The organism is Bradyrhizobium sp. KZN70725 (assembly GCF_055264925.1).
The window spans coordinates 1-277 of record NZ_JBUYWT010000228.1 but is presented as its reverse complement, the minus strand read 5'-3'; the positions used below and the strand labels follow the sequence as shown (position 1 = coordinate 277).

Genomic DNA, 277 nt, shown 5'->3' with positions numbered 1-277 from the left:
ATCGTCGCCTCGCATACGCGGGGCGGAAAAAAAAGAATCAACGGGCCTCCGCCTCAGCCAACCATGCCAGCCGTACGTCACGCCATCGTCGATCTCATCCTTCGGCCGCCGCCTCAGCAGTGCCCATATTGCCGAAAGCAAATCCGTGAAAAACAGCGGCGAAAACACAATCTGTTCGCGGTAGGGACCCCCATCACTGGGCGCCCCCCGCGCAGATCCCGGCGAGCCCAATTAAGGCACCGGGCTCCTACCTCGGGTGTTTGACGGCGAAGCGCAG

Annotated in this window: 1 pseudogene; it reads left to right on the top strand. The window is 61.7% G+C overall.

The features are described 5' to 3' along the window. Positions 1–149 (top strand): annotated as a pseudogene (locus tag ACZBJS_RS42850) (IS701 family transposase); the annotation flags it as partial. Positions 150–277: the final 128 nt, after the last annotated feature.